The 17,239-nt window shown below is 72.8% G+C and carries 14 protein-coding genes; 6 read left to right on the top strand and 8 right to left on the bottom strand.

Features of this window, described 5'->3' with window-relative positions; all coding sequences use genetic code 11:
- Positions 1–16: 16 nt before the first annotated feature.
- Complete coding sequence (locus OG448_RS29015; RefSeq protein ID WP_405558194.1) at positions 17–751, bottom strand: chaplin; 735 nt, start codon at positions 749–751, stop codon at positions 17–19.
- 310 nt (positions 752–1,061) lie between these two features.
- Here OG448_RS29015 and OG448_RS29010 point away from each other — a divergent pair, with 310 nt between their 5' ends.
- From OG448_RS29010 to OG448_RS29000, 3 genes are all read left to right on the top strand, one after another.
- Positions 1,062–2,708, top strand: a complete 1,647-nt coding sequence (locus OG448_RS29010; protein ID WP_405558192.1) for an alpha/beta hydrolase — start codon at positions 1,062–1,064, stop codon at positions 2,706–2,708.
- Positions 2,709–2,811: 103 nt separating this feature from the next.
- Positions 2,812–3,336, top strand: coding sequence for a DUF4232 domain-containing protein (locus OG448_RS29005; protein ID WP_405558190.1), 525 nt, complete (start codon positions 2,812–2,814; stop codon positions 3,334–3,336).
- 269 nt (positions 3,337–3,605) lie between these two features.
- The gene (locus OG448_RS29000; protein WP_405558189.1) at positions 3,606–4,655 is read left to right on the top strand and encodes a SpoIIE family protein phosphatase; all 1,050 of its coding nucleotides are present in this window, start codon (positions 3,606–3,608) and stop codon (positions 4,653–4,655) included.
- Between the two features lie 13 nt (positions 4,656–4,668).
- On the opposite strand, the gene OG448_RS28995 is transcribed toward OG448_RS29000, so the two are convergent.
- Positions 4,669–6,162 (bottom strand): hypothetical protein, encoded by a 1,494-nt coding sequence (locus tag OG448_RS28995; RefSeq protein ID WP_405558187.1) that lies wholly within the window; start codon positions 6,160–6,162, stop codon positions 4,669–4,671.
- A gap of 260 nt (positions 6,163–6,422) precedes the next feature.
- Between OG448_RS28995 and OG448_RS28990 the strand changes: the two genes are divergently transcribed.
- On the top strand, positions 6,423–7,559 hold the full coding sequence (locus OG448_RS28990) for an aminoglycoside phosphotransferase family protein (protein WP_405558185.1): 1,137 nt from the start codon (positions 6,423–6,425) through the stop codon (positions 7,557–7,559).
- A 330-nt stretch (positions 7,560–7,889) separates the two neighbouring features.
- Positions 7,890–9,857: an N-acetylmuramoyl-L-alanine amidase gene (locus OG448_RS28985; protein WP_405558184.1), complete on the top strand. Its 1,968-nt coding sequence runs from the start codon at positions 7,890–7,892 to the stop codon at positions 9,855–9,857.
- A gap of 182 nt (positions 9,858–10,039) precedes the next feature.
- Here the strand turns inward: OG448_RS28985 and OG448_RS28980 are convergent, their stop codons facing one another.
- The 3 genes from OG448_RS28980 to OG448_RS28970 all read right to left on the bottom strand — a co-directional run bounded on the left by OG448_RS28980 (position 10,040) and on the right by OG448_RS28970 (position 11,918).
- Positions 10,040–10,537: a hypothetical protein gene (locus tag OG448_RS28980; RefSeq protein WP_086695114.1), complete on the bottom strand. Its 498-nt coding sequence runs from the start codon at positions 10,535–10,537 to the stop codon at positions 10,040–10,042.
- 71 nt (positions 10,538–10,608) lie between these two features.
- Positions 10,609–11,511, bottom strand: coding sequence for a universal stress protein (locus OG448_RS28975; protein ID WP_405558181.1), 903 nt, complete (start codon positions 11,509–11,511; stop codon positions 10,609–10,611).
- A 164-nt stretch (positions 11,512–11,675) separates the two neighbouring features.
- Entirely contained in the window at positions 11,676–11,918 is a 243-nt protein-coding gene (locus OG448_RS28970; RefSeq protein WP_405558180.1) for a DUF397 domain-containing protein, read from the bottom strand.
- A gap of 249 nt (positions 11,919–12,167) precedes the next feature.
- Here OG448_RS28970 and paaK point away from each other — a divergent pair, with 249 nt between their 5' ends.
- A complete protein-coding gene (paaK, locus tag OG448_RS28965) occupies positions 12,168–13,463 on the top strand; it encodes a phenylacetate--CoA ligase PaaK (protein WP_405558179.1) in 1,296 nt (431 codons plus the stop codon).
- Here paaK and OG448_RS28960 read toward each other — a convergent pair.
- From OG448_RS28960 to OG448_RS28950, 3 genes are all read right to left on the bottom strand, one after another.
- On the bottom strand, positions 13,460–14,953 hold the full coding sequence (locus tag OG448_RS28960) for an acyl-CoA synthetase (RefSeq protein ID WP_405558178.1): 1,494 nt from the start codon (positions 14,951–14,953) through the stop codon (positions 13,460–13,462). The two genes, paaK and OG448_RS28960, sit on opposite strands and share 4 nt — an antisense overlap.
- A gap of 55 nt (positions 14,954–15,008) precedes the next feature.
- Positions 15,009–16,568, bottom strand: a complete 1,560-nt coding sequence (locus tag OG448_RS28955; RefSeq protein ID WP_405558177.1) for a phytoene desaturase family protein — start codon at positions 16,566–16,568, stop codon at positions 15,009–15,011.
- 81 nt (positions 16,569–16,649) lie between these two features.
- The gene (locus tag OG448_RS28950) at positions 16,650–17,192 is read right to left on the bottom strand and encodes a hypothetical protein (protein WP_405558175.1); all 543 of its coding nucleotides are present in this window, start codon (positions 17,190–17,192) and stop codon (positions 16,650–16,652) included.
- Between the last annotated feature and the right edge of the window lie 47 nt (positions 17,193–17,239).

Genomic DNA, 17,239 nt, shown 5'->3' with positions numbered 1-17,239 from the left:
GTGCGGTGGAGCGGGATCAGCGCAGGCTGTCCGGGCGGAAACGCCGGTACAGGGCCGCGCCCGCCACCAGGAAGGCGGCGCTGCCGGCCAGCGCCGGGGCGGCGAAGTCCGATCCGGTGTGCGCCAGGCTGGGCGGTGCCTGGTGGGTGGGCGGCACCACGGTCTTCGGCGGCGCCGGGGGCTGGTGCTTCGGCGGGGCCGGGGGCTGGTGCCTGGGCGGCGCGGGCGGCGCCACCGGCGGTGGGGTCGGCGCCTCGGAGTGGTTCTCGCAGTGGTTGCCGAAGGCCGGGTTCAGGGCGCCGACGACGTCCACACTGTTGCCGCAGGCGTTCACCGGGATGTCGACCGGCAACTGGATGCCGTTGCCGGAGAGCACGCCGGGCGAGCCCTGGGTGACGCTGTGCGCCGTGGCGCCGCCACCCCCCACATCGCCGGCGTTGCTGCCACCGGTACTGCTGCCGGAGCCGCCGTTGGTCACCGCGCCGCCGTTGTCGGAACCGGTGTTCGCGCAGGAGTTGCCGAAAGCCGGGTTGAGGAGCCCGACCACGTCGACGCTGTTGCCGCACACGTTCAGCGGGATGCTGACCGGGGCCTGGACGGTGTTGCCGGAGAGCACACCGGGCGAGCCGACAGCGGCGCCGTCGGCGGTGGCACCACCAGCCGCGAAAGCGGCGGAGACGGGCATGGCCATGGCCATGGCACCGGAGGCGGCGGCGACGCCGATCACACCGTTTCGGGTAGCCCGTTTCATAGGTTCCCTGCCTTCCAGAAGTCGTAGCGGGCAGTCACCCGCACCACATAGAACGCGTACGGACCGTTCGGGTTATGGCCTGTGCGGCTTTCACCCGTTCGGGGGGCACGATCGTTCGAACCGCACGTCAAGCCGTTGTCGCGTCATCCACGCGGATAGGTGGACCGTTCACCCGGCCGGAGGAGGTGAGCCCGGCGGCACCGGGCCGGAGGTGACGCCCGGACGGCCGGGAGGCGACCGGTGCGGGGGCCGCTTATGGTGAGGACGGCGCCGCCCCTGTTCAGAGCGGTGGCGCTCTGGGAGGCGAGCGATGCCGGCCAAGGTGAAGCAGCAGTCCAGACGGTCCGCCGTACGGCGCGGCGCGGGTGCGGGAGTGCTCGCCCTGGCGCTGGTCGGCGCGAGCCTGCCCGCGGCGGTGGCCGCCGAGTCCCGGTCCGACCGGGCCGGCATGGCCCGCTTCTACGAACAGAAGGTCGCCTGGGGCCGCTGCACGGGCCCGGACATGCCGAAGGATCTCCAGTGCGGCAAGGTGACCGTCCCGCTGGACTACGCGCACCCGGGTGCGGGCACGCTCGATCTGGCGCTGGCCCGCTACCGGGCGACCGGCTCCGGGCACCGCGCGGTACTGCTGAACTTCGGCGGACCCGGCGCCTCGGGGGTGAACCAGCTCGCGGCTGGCGGCAAGGAGTTCATGGACCTCACCAACGGCTCCGACGTGGTCGCCTTCGACCCGCGCGGGGTCGGCCGGTCCTCCCCCGTGAGCTGCGGCGTGGGTGAGGAGCCCCCGTCGGACTCGTCCGACTCGGCCGGCTCGGACGCCAGTGTCGACGTCAACAGCCCGCAGCAGCTCATGACCCTGCTGCGGCAGTCCGCGGAGCTGTGCGCCAAGCACTCCGGGCCGGTGCTGGGGCACATAGGCACCGTGAACGCGGCCCGCGACATGGACGTCATCCGCCAGGCCCTCGGCCAGAAGAAGCTGGACTACCTGGGCTTCTCCTACGGCACCCGGCTCGGCGCCGTGTACGCGGCGCAGTTCCCGCGCAAGGTCGGCAGGATGGCCCTGGACGGGGTGGACACGCTGACCGAACCGCTGTCCGAGCAGGGCGTCGCGGGGGCCCAGGGGCAGCAGACGGCGCTGGAGGGCTTCCTGGACTGGTGCGTGACGGACGTGGGCTGCCCGTTCGGCCAGGACCGGCGGGCGGCGGACGCCCAGGTGCTCCAGCTCGTGCGCTCGCTGGACGAGAACCCCGTACCGACCGACTTCGGCGGCACCTTCTCCGGGCAGGACCTGGTCGGCGCCATCGGGCAGGGCCTGTACAGCAAGGAGCTGTGGCCGTCGCTGGAGCGGGCGCTCGCCACGCTGGTGGAGGACGGGGACGCGCGCCGGGTGCTCAGCTTCGCCTCGAGCGGCTTCGGGCTGCCGATGCGGGCGAGCGGGTCCGGCAGGAGCGACGGCGGCCTGACCGATCCGGGGCAGGTGCCGATCGACAACCTCACGGCCGCGCTGATGGCGATCAACTGCGCGGACGACCCGGACCGGCCCACCGCCGCCCGGCTCACCAAGGACCTCACCGACCTGCGGGCCTCCTACGACGCCGCGTCCCCGGTCTTCGGCCGCTACCGGCTCACCCAGTTGCTGATGTGCTACGGCCGCCCGAAGGGCACCGACTACATCAGGGACGCGGTGAAGGACGTGCCGTCCTCGCGGATGCTGCTGGTCGGCACGCGCGGCGACCCGGCGACGCCGTACCGCTGGGCCGAGGAGACGGCACGGCGGCTGGGGTCCTCGGCCGTGGTGCTCGACAACAAGGGCGACGGGCACACCGGATACACCTCGTCCAAGTGTGTGCACCGCAAGGTCGACGACTTCCTGATGTACGGCACGCTGCCGCCCAACGGCAGCTCGTGCCCGGCGGACGGGAAGGCGTGGAGCTCCACCGTGTCGACGGACCCGTGAGCGAAGGGTGAGGCTGCAACTCCGACGTCATGTCCAGCGTCACACCGGGTAGGCGCGGCCTCAGCCCGCCGACCGGACCCGATCGTGACAGGGGGACCCCTTCATGCGTATCCGTACCGTCCACACCGTGCCCGTCCTCGCCGCCTCCGCCGCCCTGCTGCTGGCCGCCGCGCCCGGCCAGGCGGCCCCGCAGCACCAGGCCGCGCCCGCCCGGTGTGCCGCGAAGGCGCTCGCCATCCACGCCAAGGCGGTGGAGGGGAGGACGAGCGTCGTCCGCTTCTCGGTGACCAACTCCACCTCCCGCGCCTGTCTCGTGGACCGGGTCCCGACGATCACCTTCGGTGATCTGGACGGGGCGGCGCTGCCGACGCCGGAGGGCGGCCGGGGCACCTACCGGCTGGACGCCGGCAAGACCGCCTACGGGGCGGTGCGCACCATCGGCGATCCGTCCGACCCGGAGGCGCGGCGCTCCCCCTCGCTCGGGGTGTCGGCCTCGGCGTCCCAGTGGGGCCGTGACTTCCCGGCCGCGCGGCTCGGCACCGGGCGGGAGATCCGGGTCTGGGAGCCGGTGACGACGTGGTGGCAGCCGACGCGCGCGAAGGCCGACAAGGCGATCGGCCTCGGCTGACGAGTAGGAACAGGTGAGCGGCGAACGCATGCCCGAGTGCCACGTCGGGGTCTACGCGCTTGGGTCAAATCCCGTACCCAGGCTACGACTTGACCGGCGCGACGCTTAGCCTCCGGGACCGCACGGACCACTCCGGAAAGACTCTGGCATATGCCCGAAGCACCCTCGTATCGTGTGTTGCCAAATCCCTTACGAGGCATCGCGGGCTGTGCCACAGTCGTAGCGGTCCCCCCGTTCCCCCTGGCCCTACCGTCCCCTCGGAGTGCGTCATGCCACCCCCAGTCTCCGCGGACCGCCCACCCGCCGGGCATGCCGAGGGCACGCCGTTCGGCCAGGTGGGCCGGGCGGAGTGGGGGCTCCTCACGGACGAGGCCGACTGGTCGGTGGAGCTGTACCGCATTCTCGGCCTGGACCCCTCCGTGCCCGCGCTCACCCTGGACGAACTCCCGGCGCTGGTCCACGAGGAGGACCGGCCCCGCCTCACCGCCATGGTGACGGGCTGCCTGGTGGACGCCCGGCCGATCGACGGCGAGTTCCGCGTGCGGCGGCCCGACGACTCCGTACGGACCGTGCACATGAGGGGCGCGCCCGTACTGGGCACGGACGGCGGCGCCGTCTCCATGTGGGCCGTGATCCGGGACATGAGCGAACTCCGCCCGCAGGGGCGGTCGGTGGGCGCGGCCTCGGGCCCGCCTCCTGCCCGCCGGCCTCCTCTTCAGGGGCCGCCGACTCTCGATCTCGCGGCACACCACCTGCCCGGCGCACCGCCCGTCACGGCGGCGGCCGACTGGTGCGACGTGCTGGAACTACCCGGCGGAGCCGCCCTGTTGAGTGTCGGCTCCCTCACCGGCCCGGACGCCGCCACACTGCTCGGCGCCGTGCACGGCCTGGCTTTGGCGAACACCCCTCCCAGTCGACTGCTGGCCATACTGGACCAGTTGGGCACCACCACCTCGTTACGCGGTGCGGTCTGCTGCCATTACGAGCCGCAGAACCGTACCTTCACCTGGGCGCGGTCCGGGCGGCCCGTCCCGTTGCTGTTCCGCGACGGGACGGGCCGTCGGCCGGCCGCTCCGGACGACCCGCCACCGGGCGCAGACGCCCCTTACGGACAGGCTGAACTCAGCCTGCGACCGGGTGACTTGCTTCTGCTGCACACCGAGCCGCTGGGCGAGCCGGATGTGGAACGTCTGCTCGGTCTCGGCCCACGCCTGAGCACGGCCCGTACCGCGCGGGAGTGCGTGCGGTTGCTGGCCGGGGAGCTGGGCGCGGGGCAGGACGGCGACGCCTGTGTGCTCGTCGTCAGGGTCTCCGGGTAGCCCGGTCCTTTTCCTACGCCGGTGCCGCGCCTCCGTTGCGGCTCCTAGGCTTGGGCAGGGCCTGCCTGATCTCCTCCCGCAGTTCACCGACCTTCGGGTAGCTCGCGTACTCGGCGGTGAGCCGGTACATCTCGCGCAGCCGGTCCCAGGTGCGGCGGGAGGAGTTGGCTCCCATCGCCATCAGCGCCAACCGGGCGTACCGGTCCGCCTGTTCGGGGTCGTCCGCGATGAAGCAGGCCGAGGCCATGGAGAGATGGTCGAAGATCTTCGACCGCTCCCGCCCGTCGGTCCTGAGGGCCAGCGCCTTCTGGGCGTAGTGCTGGGCGTGCACGGCCGCGCTCGGGTCGTGCTCGGCGAGCGTGCGGTAGGCGAGGGCCTGCATGCCGTACAGATCCTCGTCCTTGAAGGTCTGCATCCAGTCCGGCTGCCGGGTCTCCTGGCGGTCGGAGACGAACAGGTCCTCGGCCTGGCCGAGGGTACGGCGCATCGCCTGGCCCCGGCCCATCGCCGCCTGCGCCCACGCCTCGATGGTGTGGAACATGGCCTTGGTTCTGGGCTGGAGCTCCTCCCCCGAGCCGGACTGGGCCAGCTTCATCAGGTCCATGGCGTCGTCCGGGCGGCCCAGATGCACCATCTGGCGGGCCGCCCGCGACAACGCTTCCCCGGCGCGGGGGCGGTCGCCGCCCTCGTGCGCGGCGTGCGTGGCGATGACGAAGTACTTCTGCGCCGTGGGCTCCAGACCCACGTCGTGGGACATCCAGCCCGCCAGGACCGCGAGGTTGGCGGCGACGCCCCACAGGCGCCGCTGGAGCTGGGGTGGATGGTGGTAGGCGAGCATGCCGCCCACCTCGTTGAGCTGGCCCACGACCGCCTTGCGCTGGAGGCCGCCGCCACGGGCGGCGTCCCAGGCCCGGAACACCTTGACCGAGCCCTCCAGTTCCTCGACCTCCTGGGACCCGATGGGCGCGGCCTCGTAGCGGTCGAATCCGGCGGGTTCCGCGTGCAGTGGGTTGTCGAGGTCGGGGGCGTCGGCCCGGAGCGTGGGGTCGGTGTGCAACCAGTCGTGCATGGCGCTGCTGAGTGTGGCTCCCGCGGCGAGCGCGGCACCCGCGCCCACCAAGCCGCGTCGGTTGAGCATGAGGTCCATTCCCGTGAATTCGGTGAGGACCGCGGCGGTTCGTTCGGGCGCCCACAGCACGCCGTCGGGATCTTCGCTCTTCCCGTCGCCCTGCCGTTTCCCCGCACGCCCGTGCCGTACCAGACCAAGGTCCTCCATGGTCACGACACGGCCGAGACGCTCGGTGAACAGAGCCGCCAGCACCCTCGGCACCGGATCGCGCGGGATCTCTCCCATGTCGATCCAACGCCGTACCCGCGAGGTGTCCGTCGACAGTTGGGGGTGGCCCATGGCCGCCGCCTGCCTGTTGACCAGTCGCGCGAGTTCGCCCTTGGACCAGCCGGCCATGCCGAACAGGTCCGCAAAGCGGGTGTTGGGTTGTCCGCTCACGTCAAGCCCCCAGGTTCTCGGCTGAGTTGACAGTAGCCCCGTGCAAGTTGCCGGGCGACTATTCGCCAGGGTTCGCCAGGGTGCGCCAGATGGTGTGCCAGTGGGCGTCGGGTGTCAGGTAGGAAAGCGCCACCCCGGCCCGGCCGCCCAGGGACACTCCCCAGGGTGTGCCGGGGACGACCGGGCCGGGTGGGCGCACAGCTCGTGACAAGCGACGCACAGGCAGGCACAGCAGGCACACGAAGGGATCTGTATCTCCCATGTACGCAGCATCGTCCTCCGTGTCCGCCCCGCCCCGGCCACCACGTCCCCGCCCCGTGGGCGGCGGACCGTATCTGGACCCGGCGGCGCGACCCGGAGCACCCCTCCTGGGCGTGGGCCGGGCACCACGCATTCCCGGGCAGCCCGGCTCCCAGCCGCTCAGCGGCAGGCTGGACCTGTCCGGCCCGCAGGGCGCCCAGCTCCGCACCGCCATCGCGTCGGTGCAGCGGATCTGCCCGGAGTTCGCCCCGGTGCAGGTGCTCCGCCGCAGCCCACGTTCCGTCACCTTCGTGGGGACGACCGGCCGCAGCACGGCGGTCGCCAAGTGCCTGCTGGACCACGCACCCGCGGCGGCGGAACGGGTCCGGCACGAAATAGCTGCCTACCGCTCCTTCGTCCGGCACCGTCCGCCGGTGCGCGTGCCGCGGCTGATCGCGGCCGACCCGGACAACTGCACGCTGGTGATCGAGCGGATGCCCGGCCGGGTGGCCTCGCACCGCCGCCACCCGCTGGAGGCGCCCCCGCGCGCGGACATCCGGGCCGCGCTCGGCGCGATCTGCCGGCTGAACGGCTGGCGGCCCCCGGCGGGCACCTTCGGCGCGCCGCTGGACTACGCGGACCGCATCTCCCGCTATCACGAGCTGGGACTGCTCACCGACCGCGACCTCGGCGACCTCCAGAAGCTGCTGCACGGAATCGCGCACGCGGCGGGCCGCCAGGGCATGGGCCAGTTCTGCCACGGCGACGCGCTGCTCTCCAACATCCTGATGTCCCCGGCCGGCCCGGTGCTGGTCGACTGGGAGCACGCGGGCTGGTACCTGCCGGGGTACGACCTGGCCACCCTCTGGCTGGTCCTCGGGGACGCCCCGGACGCGCGCCGTCAGATCAGCCAGCTCGCCCAGTCGGGCGGCCCGGCCTCGCGCGACGCCTTCCTGGTCAACCTGATGCTGGTGCTGACCCGCGAGATCCGCGCCTATGAGACGGCCGTACAGCGCTCGATGCACGGCACCCCCCCGGCCCCGGTCCCCTCGGGTGTGACCCCCTCCGGTGAGGAACAGCGCCTGCTCCTGCGGAGGCTGCACGACGACTGCCACATGGCCCGCCGGGCCGTGCGCGCGGCGGTCGGCACCCGCTAGGTCGTGTCCGCGAAGTAGCGCCGTCCGCCCGGAGGGCAGGGGTGGACTTCGCGGCCACGTCCTCAAACGGGCCAAGAGCACCGCGGTGCGCCTGAGCGGCGGCGCACCGCGGTTCCGGGTGCCGGGCCTATGGGGCGAGGGGTCACTGGTATACGCCACTGACGCCCCGCAGGCCCGCGCCCCATCAGCGCGAAACTCGCCCGAAACCCGGTGTGACGTGGGAAATCATCTTCCCGAGGGCATCATTGACGGATCGTCGGCAAGCCGGTACCACTGACCCAGCTCGGCGCCGCCCGTCCCGCCACGCCCCGCCCGTCACAGGAGGCCGCATTGCGAGGATTCGCCCCCGACCCGTCGTCCGCACCCGGCGTCAGACGCCTGAAGCGGACCGCCGGAACGCTCGCCACGGCCGCCATGGTGCTGCCGCTGCTCGGCGCCGCCCCGGCGGCGCCCACCGCTCCCCCGGCCGGCCAACTCCAGCGCGCCTTCGGCAGTGCGGCCGCCGAGTACCGCGTACCCCAGAGCGTCCTGCTGGCCGTCTCCTACCTCCAGTCCCGCTGGGACGCGCACGCCGGGGCGCCCAGCGTCAGCGGCGGCTACGGCCCGATGCACCTGACCGACGCGCGTACCGCGCTGGCCGCGACCGAGCACCACGCGGAGGGCACCGAGGACGCCCGGGGTGACGACGCCCGCCCCGCGCTCCACCCCAAGGCCGAGGCGCCCGCCCTGTCGAAGCTGCCCGCCCGGCTGACCACGCTGCGCCGCGCGGCGGAGCTGACCGGTCTCCCGGCGGCCGAGCTGCGTACCGACCCGGCGGCCAACATCGCCGGCGGCGCCGCACTGCTGGCGGCCGCGCAGCGCGAGCTGGGCGAGCCGCTCAGCTCCGACCCGGCCGCCTGGTACGGCGCGGTGGCCCGCTTCTCCGCCGCCGACGACACGGCGACCGCCGCCGCGTACGCGAACGACGTGTACGACGTGCTGCGCACCGGCGAGCAGCGCACCACCGACGCCGGCCAGCAGGTCGAGCTGAAGGCGAGTCCGCAACTCCAGCCCGACACGGCCCAGTTGAACCGGGCGGGTCTGCGCACCGCGCCCGCCGGTGATGTCGAGTGCCCGAAGTCGGTGTCCTGTGTGTCCGTCCCGGCGCCGTACGAGGAGTTCGGGGACAACGACTACGGCAACCACGACCTCGGCGTCCGCCCGGCCGCCCAGCGCGTGAAGTACATCGTCATCCACGACACCGAGGGCGGCTGGGACGGGGTCATGAACCTGATCCAGGACCCGACCTATGTGTCCTGGAACTACACGATCCGCTCGACCGATGGGCTGATCGCCCAGCATGTGAAGGCGAAGGACGTCGCCTGGCACGCGGGGAACTGGGATGTGAACGCCCGCTCCGTGGGCATCGAGCACGAGGGTTTCCTCACCGACCCGGACGCCTGGTACACGGAGGCGATGTACCGCTCCTCGGCCCGGCTGGTGAAGTACCTGTCCCGTGCGTACGGCGTGCCGCTGGACCGGCAGCACATCCTGGGCCACGAGAACGTGCCCGGCCCGACGGCCTCCACCATCCCTGGCATGCACACCGACCCGGGCCCGTACTGGGACTGGCGGCACTACTTCCAGTTGCTCGGCCACCCCTTCAAGCGCACCGGCACCAGCCGTTCCGGCCTGGTGACGATCCTGCCGGACTACGCGGCCAACCAGCCGGTGTACACGGGCTGCACGACGAAGGGCGAGCCGTGCCCGGCGCACGGTTCGGGCGAGGTGCGGCTGTACTCCGACCACGATGTGCACGCGCCGCTGATCAAGGACATCGGCCTGGGCACGCAGCCGACCGACGGGGTCAACGACCTGTCCTCACGGGTCTCCACCGGTCAGCAGTACGTGGTCGCGGACCGCTGGGGCGACTGGACGGCGATCTGGTACCTGGGGCAGAAGGCGTGGTTCCGGAACCCGCACCGCGAGCCCACCGCGGTCCCCGCGTCCGGACTCACGATCACCCCGAAGGCGGGTCTGGCGAGCGTCCCGGTGTACGGCCGCGCCTACCCGGAGAAGGAGGCGTACCCGGCGGGCGTCCCGGCGCAGTCGGTAGTGCCGCTGCCGTACACGATCCCGGCCGGGCAGAAGTACGTCGTCGGTGACCGGATGCCGGGCGAGTACTACTACGCGGTCACCTTCACCGAGGACTCGCACCGGGTGATCACCGGCAAGGACCTGTACTACGAGATCCAGTACGGCCACCGGGTCGGGTTCGTCCGCGCGGCGGACGTGGACCTGGCGGCCGCCCGCCGCTAGGCCCGGTCGTCACAATCCCGGCGTCCGCCCGAAGGGCGGGCGGGGCGGCGTCAGGTGCGTGCTCTCGGCGTGCCGGACACGGGCCCTCGTACTGGACGTACGTGGGCCCGCGTCCGGTGCGGCCAGAGTGCGTGCATGGCGTCGCCCCGCAGGCGGGAATGTGACGACAGGTACTGGGGGCCTCAGCCCTGCTGGAACAGCTCCGCCGGGAGCGGCTTCAGCAGGGCGTACAGGTCGTCGGTGATGGGGCGGTCCCAGGCGGCGATGGTCACCAGGACGCCGTCACTGCGGTCGAACTGCACGCAGGAGATCCGGCCCTCGGAGAGCTTGAGGCGGCGGACGATCAGCAGGTTGTCGCCCTGGAGGACGGGGGTGTCCTCGGAACCGACGACGGTGACCTCCTCCTCGTTGTCCAGCGCCAGCAGGAGCTGGGCGACCTCGAAGGGGATCTCGCCCTCGGCGGTCTCGCGGGCCGGGGAGCCCTCGGGGAGGTTGCCGATGATCATGGCGGGGCCACGGCCGCCGAACAGGTCGTAGCGCAGGAAGACGCCCTGGCAGCTTCCGTCGGGGGCGGGCAGCAGGCCCGCGCCGAGGTTGCCGGGCCAGTCGCCGGGGTCCATGGCCAGCACGTCGAAGTCTGGTCCGGCGGGAGTGGCGCTGCGGCGGCGGAGGAACGACATGCCGCCAATGGTACGTGCCCGGAGGGGCCCGGCGGCGTGCGGGAGCCCTCCCGGCACGGCCTTGTGCGGGGTCACTCCTCGACGGGACTGGAGGGTACGACGGCGATGGGGCTCGCCGCGTGCAGCAGGACCGCCTGGGTGACCGAGCCGAGCATGCGGGTGGGCGCGAGCAGCCGGCGCCGGTGGCGGCCGACGACGACCAGGTCGGCGCCCGCCGAGAGGGCGACCAGATGTCCGGCGGCGTCGCCCGGCAGCGCCTCGGCCTCCGCGTCGACGCCGGGGTACTGGGCGCGCAGCGGGTCGAGGAAGCCTTCGGCGAGGACGCGGGTCTCGCTCTCCACGGCGACCTGGTCGATGGGCGGGGGCACGAGCTGGCCGGGGACCGACCAGGTCTGTACGGGCCACGGGTAGGCGGCGATCACCTGGAGGCGGGCGCCGAGCAGCGACGCCTCGGCGAAGGCGAAGCCGAGGACGCCGTCGTCGGGGCTGTCGACGTGGAGTCCGACGACGACCCGGCGTCCAAGTTCGGCCGGGGGTTCGGCGTGCACCTCGCGGCCGGGGCGGGGGACGACGACCACCGGGCAGGTGGTGTCGCGGGCGGCGGCGACGGAGTTGGAGCCCAGCAGCAGGCTGGCGAAGCCGCCCCGGCCGCGTGAGCCGAGGACCAGCAACTGGGCGTCGGCGCCGAGTTCGGGCAGGACCGCGCCGGGTACGCCCTCGACGGCGACGTACTCCACGGTGGGCAGGTCGGGCAGGCCGGCGAGCCGCTCGCGGACCTCGTCGAGTACGGGGTCGCCGCTGTCGTCGGGCGAGCCGGCGACGAGGATGTCGGCCTGGCCCCAGGCGGCGTACTGGCGCACATGCACCACGCGCAGCGGTGCGACGCGGCGGCGGGCGGCCTCCAGGGCCCAGTCGAGGGCGCGCAGGCTGTCCTCGGAACCGTCGACCGCGGCGATGACCGGCACAGCGCTCATCGTTCCTCACCTCCCGGGACGCGGCCTCCCCCCTGCCGGGGCGGGCCTCTTGTCGGGGCCAGCCTCGCTCAGGCGGCGCTCGCGCGAAGGCGCAGCGGGGCGCGTGTTGGGCAATCGCGGCCGGAACACCCCCGGTCGGCTCCGGTCCCGGTCCGCCCGGTGCGTCAGGTGAGGTCGAACTCGCCCTCGCGGGCCCCGGAGACGAAGGCGCCCCATTCGGCGGGGGTGAAGATCAGGGAGGGACTCTCCGGGCGGCGGCTGTTGCGCATGGCGACGAAGCCCTCGACGAAGGCGATCTGGACATCGCCCAGACCCCGGCTGCCGGACTGCCAGTCGGCCCCGCTGAGGTCCAGGTCCGGCTTGTCCCAGCTCGTGAGCGACTGCTGCTGGATGGTGCTCTCGGCCACGTCCGTGCTCCTCCCGTTACGTCGTCCGCGGCTCAGCCTAGCGACCGGCCAGGACGCCGCACAGGCCACGTGAGGGGGACCTTGTGGCGGGTGGGTGTACGCGGGCGACGGGTCGCGCACGGAAAAAACCCCGCCCGCCTCTTGCCCGGGGCCCGACGGCCTGAATTACTGGCCTCGGCAAGATCGACCGAATGATCGGTCGTCCGTATTGCGTGTCGTGATGCGTGTCGCGTGCGAAGGGATGCCCCGATGGCGGATGAGACGGACCTGCTGGACGCGGGCGAGCGGCTCGGCCCCGAGGAGCTGCGGGCGCTCCAGTTGGAGCGGCTGCGCGCCTCGCTGCGGCACGCCTATGCCCATGTGCCGTTCTACCGGGAGTCCTTCGACAAGGCGGGGGTACGCCCGGAGGACTGCCGCTCGCTGGCGGACCTCGCGCACTTCCCCTTCACCACCAAGGCGGACCTGCGGGCGAACTACCCGTACGGGATGTTCGCGGTGCCCAGGGAGCGGGTGCGGCGGCTGCACGCGTCCAGTGGCACGACAGGACTGCCCACGGTGGTGGGCTACACCGACAACGACCTTTCGGTGTGGGCGGACATGGTGGCCCGCTCGATCCGGGCGGCGGGCGGCCGGCCCGGTGACATCGTCCATGTGGCGTACGGCTATGGCCTGTTCACCGGAGGACTGGGCGCGCACTATGGCGCCGAGCGACTGGGGTGCACGGTGGTGCCCGCGTCCGGGGGCATGACGTCCCGGCAGGTGCGGCTGATCCAGGATCTCGGGCCCGGCGTCATCATGGTCACCCCCTCGTACATGCTGACGCTGCTGGACGAGTTCGAGCGGCAGGGCGTGGACCCGCGCTCGACCTCGCTGCGGGTGGGGGTGTTCGGCGCGGAGCCGTGGACGGAGAGCATGCGGCGGGAGATCGAGGAGCGGTTCGCCATCGACGCCGTGGACATCTACGGGCTGTCGGAGGTGATCGGTCCGGGCGTGGCGCAGGAGTGCGTGGAGACCAAGGACGGTCTGCACGTGTGGGAGGACCATTTCTATCCTGAGGTGGTGGACCCCCTCACCGGTGAGGTGCTCCCGGAGGGCGAGCGGGGCGAGCTGGTGTTCACCTCGCTCACCAAGGAGGCCATGCCGATCGTCCGCTACCGGACGCGGGACCTGACCCGGCTGCTGCCGGGGACGGCGCGGGTGTTCCGGCGGATGGAGAAGATCACCGGGCGCAGCGACGACATGGTGATCCTGCGCGGGGTCAATCTGTTCCCGACCCAGATCGAGGAGATCGTGCTGCGCACCCCCGGTGTGGCGCCGCACTTCCAGCTCCGGCTGACGCGGGAGGGACGCATGGACGCGCTCACCGTACGGGCGGAGGCGCGTCCGGGTGCCACGCCGGAGGTGCGGGAGGCGGCGGCCCGGTCGATCGCGGCGGCGGCGAAGGACGGCATCGGGGTGTCGGTGTCCGTGGAGATCGTGGAGCCGGAGTCGCTGGAGCGCTCGGTGGGCAAGATCCGCCGCATCGTGGATCTCCGCCCGCGCTAGCCGAGTTGGTCGCGCAGCTCCCGCTTGAGGATCTTGCCGCTGGCGTTGCGCGGGAGGACGGGCACGAAGTGCACACGCTTCGGGGCCTTGAAGGCGGGGAGTTGCTCGCGGACGTGGGCGATCAGCGCGTCCTCGGTGACCTCGCCTCGGGTCACGACGACGGCGGTGACCGCCTCGATCCAGCGCTCGTCGGGCAGCCCGATCACGGCGGCCTCGGCGACCGCGTCGTGGGTGTAGAGGGCGTCCTCGACCTGGCGGGAGGCGACCAGCACGCCGCCGGAGTTGATGACGTCCTTCACCCGGTCGACGATCGTGAAGTAGCCGTCGGCGTCGCGGACCGCGAGGTCGCCGGAGTGGAACCAGCCGTCACGGAAGGCGTCGGCGGTCTCCTCGGGCTTGTCCCAGTAGCCCTCGCAGAGCTGGGGCGAGCGGTAGACGATCTCGCCGGGGGTGCCGTCGGGCACCTCCGCGCCGTCCTCGTCGACCACGCGGGCGTCGACGAACAGCACGGTGCGGCCGCAGGAGTCGAGGCGACCCTTGTGCTCGTCGGGGGCGAGGACGGTGGCGAGCGGGCCGATCTCGCTCTGTCCGAAGCAGTTGTAGAAGGCCAGCTTGGGCAGCCGTTCGCGCAGCTTCTCCAGCACGGGCACCGGCATGATCGAGGCGCCGTAGTACGCCTTGCGCAGCCCGCTCAGGTCGCGTTCGGAGAAGTCGGGGCGGGCCGCGAGTGCGATCCACACGGTGGGCGGCGCGAACAGGCTGTCGCAGCGGCCCGCTTCGACCAGGTCGAGGAGGCGGTCGCCGTCGGGGGCGTCGAGGATCACGTTGGTCGCGCCGACCGCGAGGTACGGCAGCAGGAAGACGTGCATCTGTGCCGAGTGGTAGAGCGGCAGGGCGTGGACGGGCAGGTCGCCGGCGCTCAGGTCGAGGGCGGTGATGGCGCTCAGGTACTCGTGGACGAGCGCCCGGTGGGTCATCATCGCGCCCTTGGGCAGCGCGGTGGTGCCGGAGGTGTAGAGCAGTTGGACGAGGTCCTCGGTGCGCGGCTCGGGCCCGTCGTACGGCTCGGTGCCGGCCAGCCGGGCGAGCAGGGAGCCGTCGGCGTCGCGCAGCGGCAGGGTGCGGGTGCCGGCCGGGAGCCGGTCGGCGAGGGCCGGGTCGGTGAGGGTGAGGACGCTGCCGGACTGGTCGAGCAGATAGGCGAGGTCGGCGCCGGTGAGGTTCTGGTTGACCGGGACGTGCACGAGGCCCGCGCGGGCGCAGCCGAGGAAGGCGATGAGGTAGGCGTCGGAGTTGTGGCCGTAGGCGGCGACCCGGTCGCCCTGGGCGAGACCCTGGGTCAGCAGCAGGGCGGCGGCGCGGGAGACGGCGTCGTCGAGTTCCGCGTAGGTCCAGGAGCGGTCGCCGTACTTCAGCGCGACGCGTGCCGGGGTGCGGCGGGCGCTGCGGCGCAGCACTCCGTCGACGGTGCTGCCGTGTCCCTGTGTCATGAGAGCCGATCCTCGGGCCGGCCGGTCCCGAGGTCAAGATCTTCGGCGGCCGGGGTCACTTCCCCAGCACGGCCATCGCCGCGTTGTGTCCCGGCACCCCGCTGACCCCGCCGCCGCGCACCGCGCCCGCGCCGCACAGCAGGACGTTGGCGTGCCGGGTCTCCACGCCCCAGCGGCCGGTGCCGTCCTCGGCGTAGGGCCAGGTGAGTGGGCGGTGGAAGATGTTGCCGCCGGGCAGGCCGAGGTCGCGGTCGAGGTCGAGCGGGGTTCTGGCCTCGATGCAGGGGCGGCCGTCGGCGTCGGTGGCCAGGCAGTCCGCGAGGGGTTCGGCGAGGTGGGCGTCGAGCTGGGCGACGGTGGACTTCAGGAGTTCCTCGCGTACCGCGTCGTTGTCGTGGGCGAAGAGACGGGCGGGGGTGTGCAGGCCGAAGAGGGTGAGGGTCTGGTAGCCGCGTGCGGCGAGGTCGGGGCCGAGGATGGTGGGGTCGGTCAGGGAGTGGCAGTAGATCTCCGAGGGCGGGGCGGCGGGGAGTTCACCTGCGGCGGCCTGCGCGTGGGCGGTGGCGAGCTGCTGGTAGCCCTCGGCGATGTGGAAGGTCCCGGCGAACGCCTCGCGCGGGTCGACGGAACTGTCCTTGAGCCGGGGCAGCCTCTTGAGCAGCATGTTCACCTTGAGCTGGGCGCCCTCGGCGGCCTCGGGCGCCGGGTCGCCGGTGAGGGCGGCGAGTTCGCGCGGGGAGGCGTTGACCAGGACGTGCCGGGCGGCGGCGACGCCCTCGCCGTCGGCGGTGCGGTAGGTGACCTCGGCGGTGCGGCCGTCGGTGTCGATGCGGACGGCCTCGTGCCCGGTGACGATCTCGGCTCCGGCCGCGCGGGCCGCCCCGGCGAGGGCGTCGGTGAGGGCGCCCATGCCGCCGACGGGGACGTCCCAGGCACCGGTGCCGCCGCCGATGACGTGGTAGAGGAAGCATCGGTTCTGGGCGAGGGAGGGGTCGTGGGCGTCGGCGAAGGTGCCGATCAGCGCGTCGGTGAGGACGACGCCCCGGATCAGGTCGTCGTGGAAGGTCCCCTCGACGGCGACACCGATGGGCTCCTCGAACAGGGCCCGCCAGGCGCCCTCGTCGCCGACGCGGGCGCGCAGTTCGGCGCGGGTGGGCAGCGGTTCGGTGAGGGTCGGGAAGACTCGTCGGGCGACCTCGCCGGTCATCCCGTAGAAGCGCTGCCATGCGGTGAACTCACGCCCGTCGCCGGTCAGTTCGGCGAACGCCCGTCGGGTGCGCTCCTCGCCGCCCCCGACGAGCAGCCCGGTGGCCCGGCCGCCGCGCTCGACGGGGGTGTACGAGGAGATGGTCCGCCCCTGCACCCGGAAGTCCAGCCCGAGATCCCGGACGATCTTGTCCGGCAGCAGGCTGACGAGGTACGAGTACCGCGACAGCCGGGCGTCGACCCCGGCGAACGGCCGGCTGGACACCGCCGCGCCCCCGGTGTGCCCGAGCCGCTCCAGCAGCAGGACCGAGCGCCCGGCGCGGGCGAGATAGGCGGCCGCGACCAGGCCGTTGTGCCCCCCACCGACGATGACGGCGTCGTACGTCCGGGTTCCCTCGTGTGCAGGCATGGTTCTTGGTAGCACGGCTGATCTTCGCCGGGTAGGGGGCTGGGGGGTGTCTCGTCGATCACGCCGGGCTCGCGACGACCTCTAGTCCGTGCAGCTCGCCCCCGCCGCGCTGCCGTCGGCGTTGGAGCCGACCGTCACCTCGTAGCCGATGCCCTTGCCGGGATCGGGGACGGGGGACCAGGAGTCGAGCTGGAAGTCGACGTCGAGCACCAGGTGGCGTCCGTCGTCGGTCCGGGTCCAGCAGGCGGCGCCGGCGTGCGGGGCGGGTCCGCTGTGCCAGCCCTGGGCGGCGGCGGTTCGGGTGTAGTGGTCGACGACGGCCTGGCGGGTGCCGGGGAAGGCGTAGACACGGCCCGCGTGCAGCCAGGCCGGGCCCGCGCTGTCGTCGTCACAGCCCGTGGAGACGCCGGTGCCCCGGTAGTTGGCGGGGTCCACGGCACCGTCGGGGGGCGAGGACAGCACCTTCTGGGCGGCGAGGTCCTTGCGCGCGGCGCCCGATCCGTCGCAGCTTCCGCCGCTGCCGACGAGGGAGCATCCGCTGAGCAGGGCGGCGGGCAGCAGGAGGGCGGCGGGGAGGACGGTGCGGCGGAACAGGGAGGGGACGGTGGGGGCGGTGGGGGACAACTCTGCTCCTGATCAGGGGGTTTGGCGAGCGCGCCGGTGCGCTCCCG

The organism is Streptomyces sp. NBC_01171 (assembly GCF_045039805.1).
GTDB lineage: Bacteria > Actinomycetota > Actinomycetes > Streptomycetales > Streptomycetaceae > Streptomyces.
This window is presented reverse-complemented; position numbering and strand designations above follow the sequence as displayed.

What these genes read in the sequence shown, in the direction of transcription:
- OG448_RS29000 (WP_405558189.1), top strand. Translation starts at nt 3,606, where the DNA reads ATGCCACCCCCAGTCTCCGCGGACCGCCCACCCGCCGGGCATGCCGAG.
- OG448_RS29005 (WP_405558190.1), top strand. Translation starts at nt 2,812, where the DNA reads ATGCGTATCCGTACCGTCCACACCGTGCCCGTCCTCGCCGCCTCCGCC.
- OG448_RS28955 (WP_405558177.1), bottom strand. Translation starts at nt 16,568, where the DNA reads ATGCCTGCACACGAGGGAACCCGGACGTACGACGCCGTCATCGTCGGT.
- paaK (WP_405558179.1), top strand. Translation starts at nt 12,168, where the DNA reads ATGGCGGATGAGACGGACCTGCTGGACGCGGGCGAGCGGCTCGGCCCC.
- OG448_RS28990 (WP_405558185.1), top strand. Translation starts at nt 6,423, where the DNA reads ATGTACGCAGCATCGTCCTCCGTGTCCGCCCCGCCCCGGCCACCACGT.
- OG448_RS28960 (WP_405558178.1), bottom strand. Translation starts at nt 14,953, where the DNA reads ATGACACAGGGACACGGCAGCACCGTCGACGGAGTGCTGCGCCGCAGC.
- OG448_RS28975 (WP_405558181.1), bottom strand. Translation starts at nt 11,511, where the DNA reads ATGAGCGCTGTGCCGGTCATCGCCGCGGTCGACGGTTCCGAGGACAGC.
- OG448_RS29015 (WP_405558194.1), bottom strand. Translation starts at nt 751, where the DNA reads ATGAAACGGGCTACCCGAAACGGTGTGATCGGCGTCGCCGCCGCCTCC.
- OG448_RS29010 (WP_405558192.1), top strand. Translation starts at nt 1,062, where the DNA reads ATGCCGGCCAAGGTGAAGCAGCAGTCCAGACGGTCCGCCGTACGGCGC.
- OG448_RS28980 (WP_086695114.1), bottom strand. Translation starts at nt 10,537, where the DNA reads ATGTCGTTCCTCCGCCGCCGCAGCGCCACTCCCGCCGGACCAGACTTC.